This is a genomic window from Stenotrophomonas sp. FR010, assembly GCF_047520755.2.
In the GTDB taxonomy this organism is placed as follows: Bacteria; Pseudomonadota; Gammaproteobacteria; order Xanthomonadales; family Xanthomonadaceae; genus Stenotrophomonas; species Stenotrophomonas sepilia.
This window is the reverse complement of sequence record NZ_JAXBQT020000020.1, coordinates 82,925-89,737: the sequence shown is the minus strand read 5'-3', so window position 1 is coordinate 89,737 and position 6,813 is coordinate 82,925. Positions and strand designations below refer to the sequence as shown.

The 6,813-nt window shown below is 66.7% G+C and carries 4 protein-coding genes; all 4 read left to right on the top strand.

Annotated elements, in window-relative coordinates; all coding sequences use genetic code 11:
• The first annotated feature begins 154 nt into the window (after positions 1–154).
• The 4 genes from ACM0PK_RS16850 (at position 155) to ACM0PK_RS16835 (ending at position 6,801) form a co-directional block, all read left to right on the top strand.
• Positions 155–646 (top strand): chemotaxis protein CheW, encoded by a 492-nt coding sequence (locus tag ACM0PK_RS16850; RefSeq protein ID WP_075674548.1) that lies wholly within the window; start codon positions 155–157, stop codon positions 644–646.
• A 135-nt stretch (positions 647–781) separates the two neighbouring features.
• Positions 782–1,165, top strand: a complete 384-nt coding sequence (locus ACM0PK_RS16845) for a hypothetical protein (protein ID WP_061480764.1) — start codon at positions 782–784, stop codon at positions 1,163–1,165.
• Between the two features lie 101 nt (positions 1,166–1,266).
• Positions 1,267–3,645 carry a methyl-accepting chemotaxis protein gene (locus tag ACM0PK_RS16840; protein ID WP_154350720.1) on the top strand — a complete coding sequence of 793 codons (2,379 nt, stop codon included), beginning with the start codon at positions 1,267–1,269 and terminating at the stop codon, positions 3,643–3,645.
• Positions 3,646–4,530: 885 nt separating this feature from the next.
• The gene (locus ACM0PK_RS16835; RefSeq protein ID WP_414607468.1) at positions 4,531–6,801 is read left to right on the top strand and encodes a methyl-accepting chemotaxis protein; all 2,271 of its coding nucleotides are present in this window, start codon (positions 4,531–4,533) and stop codon (positions 6,799–6,801) included.
• The last annotated feature ends 12 nt before the right edge of the window (positions 6,802–6,813 follow it).

Genomic DNA, 6,813 nt, shown 5'->3' with positions numbered 1-6,813 from the left:
CACGCCGCAACGGCGAGCTCTAAGGCCCGGCACTACCGATCTCCGGTGGATCCACGCCATGCGTGGATGCCTTTCCCCGGGCACCTAAAGTCCCCCCCAGCGGGGCCGATATCGAGCCTGACACCGGGACTTCCGGCAGAACCAGGACCCCTCGATGAACGACAAGACCAGCTCCGCCGCCAGCACCGGTGGCGAATTCCTCAGCTTCACGCTTGGTGACGAGCACTACGGCGTGGACATCCTCAAGGTGCAGGAAATCCGTGGCTATGATGCGGTTACCCGCGTGCCGGATGCCCCGGACTACATCAAGGGCGTGATCAACCTGCGCGGCACCATCGTCCCGGTGATCGACCTGCGCCTGAAACTGCGCCTGGACAACGCCCGCTACGACGCCTTCACCGTGATGATCGTGCTGAACGTGGAAGACCGCGTGGTCGGCATCGTCGTCGACAGCGTCTCCGACGTGATCCCGCTGTCGGCCGAGCAGATCCGCCCGACCCCGGAATTCGGCGCCGCCGTCGATACCCGCTTCATCTCCGGCATCGGTACCCACGACGATCGCATGCTGATCCTGCTGGACATCGAGACCCTGCTCGACAGCGCCGACATGGGCCAGGCCAGCCTCGCCGAAGACGTCGCCGCCTGAGCAACCGGAACTGCTTCACGTTCCAGTCACAAAACCCTTCAGTTCCCTTCGGCGGTGCCGATAGGGGGACAGAAGCCGGCCGCGCAGGAGCGCGCAGGACCGGCCCGATCGTTACCATCCCCGGAGATACCCTCGATGAAGTCCCTGTTTGCGTTCGTCTCGGCCGCTGTCCTGGCCACCACCGCCACCTCCGCTTTCGCCCAGTCGGCCGACATGATCCCGCCGGAAATGGCGCCGCGTTCGGTCGGCAAGGACGGCATGGTCTGTGGCAAGGTTGAAAAGGCCCGCTACGCAGAAGGTTCCGAAGGCCAGCCGACCTTCCTGTACATGGGCGGTGCCTTCCCGCGCCACACCTTCTCGGCCCGCATCGCCGGCGAGAACCGCGGCAAGTTCTCCTTCCCGCTGGAAACCCTGGAAGGCAAGACCGTCTGCGTGATCGGCAAGATCCAGCGCGACGCCTCGCGCGCGGAAATCGAAGTCAGCTCGCCGGCTGGGCTGAAGCTGGCCAACATCAAGTAATCCGCTGTCCGTCGAACTACGCCGGACCTGGTGCCGGCGTGGTTTCTGCTGCAACCGGGCCCGATGCCCGGGCGCGTCTGCCTTAGGAGCTCGCAACGCCCATGCCGTGGATCAACAACCTGAAACTGATGCCGAAGCTGCTGCTGACCTTCGGCGTCCTCCTGCTGGTGATGCTGCTGCAGGGCATCGTCGCCTATCGCGGCCTGCATTCGCTGAACAACGTCACCACCGAGCTGGCCGGTTCACGCATGGAAAGCATCCGCCTCGCCGGCGAGATGCGCGGCATGCTGGGCGAGTACCGCAATGCGGCCTACCAGCAGTTGATCCGCGCCAGCGACGACGTCAAGGCCGATGCGCGCAAGCGGGCCGTCGACCTGCGCACCAGCATGGACAAGTCGATCAAGGACTATCCGAAGCTGGTCGATAACGCACAACAGAAGAAGCTGTTCGACACCTTCGCCAAGGAATGGAAGGATGCCCTGGCGTCCTATGACAGCGTCACCGAGATGCTGGAACTGGACCTGCCGGACGACGCCATCGATACCTTCGTCGGCGAAACCCGTACCAAGCACCGCAAGGCTGCATCGGCGCTGGAAGCGCTGATCGCCGAAGACAACCGCCTCGCCCGCGCCTCGCGCGAAGAGGCCGCTTCCACCTATTCCGCCTCGGCCGTGCTGACCGTGATCGCCCTGCTGGGCGGCGCCGCGCTCGGCCTGGTGCTGGTGTGGCTGTTCGCACGCGCACTGGTCGGCAGCGTGCGTGGCGCCGTCTCGGTCGCCAACGACGTCGCCGGTGGCAAGCTCGATGGCCATATCGACGTCAGCCGCCAGGACGAAGTGGGCGAACTGATGCAGGCCATGCAGCGCATGCAGCGCGACCTGCGCGAGCGCATCGAAACCGACCAGGCCGTCGCCCGCGAGAACCTGCGCATCCGCACCGCGCTGGACTACAGCTCGACCGGCGTGTACCTGACCGACACCAGCAACACCATCGTCTACAGCAACCGCGCCCTGCAGCAGACCCTGAGCCAGTACCAGGACGAAGTGCGCCGCGACCTGCCGGACTTCGACGCCCAGGCCTCGCTGATCGGCAAGCCGGTCACCGTGCTCGAGCACCGTGGCGAGATGGACCAGACCCTGCTGGGCAACCTGAAGGCGCACGGCGTCGCGCGTCGCCCGATGCAGTACGGCGATGCCCAGTTCGCCCAGGTGGTGTCGACCATCCGCAATGAAGGCGGCGACACCGTCGGCTACGTGGTGGAATGGCGCGACCGTACCCAGGAAGCGCAGGTTGAAGCGGAAGTGGCCCGCGTGATCGCCCAGGCCGCCGCCGGCGACCTGTCCGGCCGCATTGACGCCACCGACAAGGAAGGCTTCTTCCTGCAGCTGGCGCAGCAGATCAACGGCCTGCTGGACGCCAACGCCGGCAGCATCGAGCAGATCTCCGGCCTGCTTGCGGCACTGTCGCAGGGCGACCTGACCGTGCGCATGCACGGCGACTACCAGGGCGTGTTCGCGCGCATGCGTGACGATGCCAACGCCACCGCCGCGCAGCTGAGCGAGATCGTCACCCGCATCAAGCAATCCAGCCGCGCGATCAGTTCGGCCGCCGGCGAGATCGCCTCGGGCAACAGCGACCTGTCGCGCCGGACCGAGCAGCAGGCCGCGAACCTGGAAGAAACCGCGGCCTCGATGGAGGAACTGACCTCCACCGTGCGCCAGAACGCCGAACACGCCCGCCAGGCCAACCAGCTCGCCATCGGCGCGCACGGTGTCGCCTCGCAGGGTGGCGAGGTCGTCGGCCAGGTGGTCACCACCATGTCCGCCATCGAAGCCTCGTCGAAGAAGATCGCCGAAATCATCAGCGTCATCGACGGCATCGCGTTCCAGACCAACATCCTGGCACTGAACGCCGCCGTGGAAGCCGCGCGTGCCGGTGAACAGGGCCGCGGCTTCGCCGTGGTTGCCAGCGAAGTGCGCACCCTCGCCCAGCGCTCGGCCGCCGCCGCCAAGGAGATCAAGGGCCTGATCGACGACTCGGTCGGCAAGGTCAACGATGGCTCGGCGCTGGTGCACAAGGCCGGCGCCACCATGGGCGAGATTGTCGCCTCGGTGCAGCGCGTGACCGACATCATGGCCGAAATCTCCGCGGCCTCGCAGGAACAGTCCGCCGGCATCGAGCAGGTCAACCAGACCGTGGTGCAGATGGACGAGACCACCCAGCAGAACGCCGCACTGGTGGAGGAAGCCACTGCTGCCGCGCGTGCGATGGAAGAACAGGCCGGTCACCTCAGCGAGGCCGTGTCGATCTTCGTGGTGGACGAAGCCGATACCGTGGTTGCCCCGCCGCGCACCGCTGCCCCGGCCCCGCGTCCGGCTGCACCGGCAGCACCGGCTCCGGCTGCCCCGCCCGCCCGACGCACGGCGGGTGGTCGCCCGATGGCCACCGAACTGGCCGATGGGGACTGGCAGGAATTCTGATGCCTGCCTGACCTGATCTGCGAGAACGCCCTGGCCCTGTGCTGGGGCGTTTTCGTTTACGGGGTATCGGGTATCCAGCCAACGGCGAAGCCCCTCGGGGTGGGTCGCGAAGCGCTGCGGATTTCCTTCGTTTGGGCCGGGAGGGTGGGTTGCGCAGGGGACGCCGTTAACCCGTCCTTGGGGGCTTGGCCGCGGCATCCATGCCGCGGACACCCCTGCGCAACCCACCCTCCCGGCCACGGACACTTTCCGTGCGCGTCCACCCCGGGTTGAAGAAGGAAGAGCAAGAGCCGCATTACTTCCGGGGTCAGATCCGTTTTCCGCAGGAAAACGGATCTGACCCCTCTTTTCACCTGGAAATCCAACGCTCTTTCCGTCCGGCACCGAAATGCCGGGAGGGCTGGGGCGGGGTGGGCAGGCAGGACCGTTGGCGCCATGGGCCCGAGGCATGCCTCGGGCGGGTTGGGCAGGACGCCCAACCCCGGTCTTGCCGCGTGCGCAGGACTGCGCACACGAGCAAGGCGCCATCGAGCCCCCAAGGGTGAGGGCGCTTTGCTTGCGAAGCACTGCTTCGCAAGCGGCCGAACGCCCAGCCGCCAGCGGCTGGGCCGGACCCCGGAGGGGGGTTTACGGCGTGTCCTGCCTGCCCACCCCGGCCCAGCCACTTACTGACAATCCAGCGCCGACCAGCCGCTGTTGCTGTTGCTGTTGCTTCAAAACCAGCCTGCCGCAGGCAGCGCCGCAGCCGCCGCTGCAGGAAAAACCTGAATACATTCCGACACCGCACCTCAATGCCCCGCCTCCGCGGCCGATAACGGGGTTGTCACAGTCTGTCTGCCGTGACCGGCTCGGCGCCGCCCGCCTGCTTCAACCGGGTCCTGCTCGATGAATCTCCTGCATCGCTGGCAACACTACTTCAGCAATCTTTCCGTCCGGCGCAAGCTCAACCTGCTGACGCTGCTCATCGCGCTCGGCGTGATCGCGCTCTCGGTGATCGCCGCCCGCATGCAGTACCTGGATCTCACCGAAACCCGCAAGACCGCACTGAAGACCCAGGTCGAACTGAGCTACGGCATCCTCCAGCACTACCACCGCCTGGCCGGTACCGGCGAACTCAGCGAAGAGGCTGCCAAACGCGCCGCGCTGCAGGCACTGGAAGTGATGCGTGCAGAGAACGATACCTACTATTTCAACGTCTACGACACCGGCTACCGGCTGCTGATGCACCCGTTCCGCAAGGACCTGGTCGGCAAGGACATGAAGGACTTCCGCACCGACGATGGTGTGCGCATCTACTACGACCAGGTCGAAGCGGCCAAGGCCGGTGGCGGCTTCGTCAGCTACCGCTGGGCCAAGCCGGGCAGCAATGGCGAGGTCGAGAAGGTCGCCTACGCCGGCCTGTTCGCGCCGTGGAACTGGGTGGTCAGCAGTGGCGTCTACATGGACGACGTGCAGAAGCAGGCGCTGGTGTTCACCGCCATCATGGCAGTCTCCGGCGGCGTCCTGGTGCTGATCGTACTGGCCCTGAGCTGGGTCATCGGCAACCGCATCGCGGTACCGCTGAAGCAGGCCACAGCCGTCGCCGAAGGCATCGCCGCCGGCAAGCTCGACAGCCACATCGGCCCGCAGCCGCACGATGAAACCGGTCGCCTGCTGGACGCCATGGCCGGCATGCAGCAGCAGTTGCATTCGGTCATCACCGGCCAGCGCGAAATGGCCCGCCGCCACGACGGTGGCGAACTCAGCTACCGCATCGACGCCAGCGCCTTCCCCGGCGAATACGGGCTGATGGTGCAGGAAACCAACGCCCTGGTGGGTAGCCACGTGCAGACCCTGCACGATGTGCTGGACGTGGTGCAACAGTACGCGGTCGGTGACCTGAGCCGCGACATCGCCCGCTACCCGGGCGAGAAGGCGGCGATGACCACCACCGTCGACACCGTCAAGGCCAACCTCGGCCGCATCAACGCCGAGATCAAGCAGTTGGCCAGCGCCGCCGCTGCCGGCGACTTCAGCCGCCGTGGCGATGCGCAGCGCTTCGACCACGATTTCCGCCTGATGCTGGAAAACCTCAACGCGATGATGGCGGTCAGCGATGACAACCTCGGCAAGCTGTCGCAGCTGCTGTCGGCCATCGCCGAGGGCGACCTGACCGCGCGCATGCACGGCGATTACCAGGGCGTGTTCGCCCGCATGCGCGACGATGCCAACGCCACGGTCGCGCAGCTGACCCAGATCGTCGGCCAGATCCAGGCCAGCGCCTCCAGCATCACCCTGGCCGCAGGCGAGATCGCCTCGGGCAACAGCGACCTGTCGCGCCGGACCGAGCAGCAGGCCGCCAATCTGGAAGAGACCGCGGCCTCGATGGAGGAACTGACCTCCACTGTGCGCCAGAACGCCGAGCACGCCCGCCAGGCCAACCAGCTGGCCATCGGCGCGCACGGCGTCGCCTCGCAGGGCGGTGAAGTGGTCGGCCAGGTGGTCACCACCATGTCCGCCATCGAAGCCTCGTCGAAGAAGATTGCCGAGATCATCTCGGTGATCGACGGCATCGCGTTCCAGACCAACATCCTGGCACTGAACGCCGCCGTGGAAGCCGCGCGTGCCGGTGAACAGGGCCGCGGCTTCGCCGTGGTCGCCAGCGAAGTGCGCACCCTCGCCCAGCGCTCGGCCGCTGCCGCCAAGGAGATCAAGGGCCTGATCGACGACTCGGTCGGCAAGGTTGCCGAGGGCTCCAGCCTGGTCCGCCAGGCCGGCAGCACCATGGGCGAGATCGTCGCCTCGGTGCAGCGCGTGACCGACATCATGGCCGAGATTTCCGCTGCTTCGCAGGAACAGTCGGCCGGCATCGAGCAGGTCAACCAGACCGTGGTGCAGATGGACGAGACCACTCAGCAGAACGCTGCGCTGGTGGAGGAAGCCACCGCCGCCGCACGCGCGATGGAAGACCAGGCGGCGCAGCTGGCCGATGCCGTGGCGATCTTCCGGCTCGACAACCAGGTCTCGGCCGCAGTGAAGGCTGTCGCCGAACGCGTGGAACCGGCGCGCATCACCACCGTGGCACGTCCGCAGCCGACCAGCACCCCCGCGCCGGCACGTCGCAGCAGCAACGCCAGCACCTTCGCCGCCAGCGACAGCGACTGGCAGGAATTCTGAGACCCACCCGTG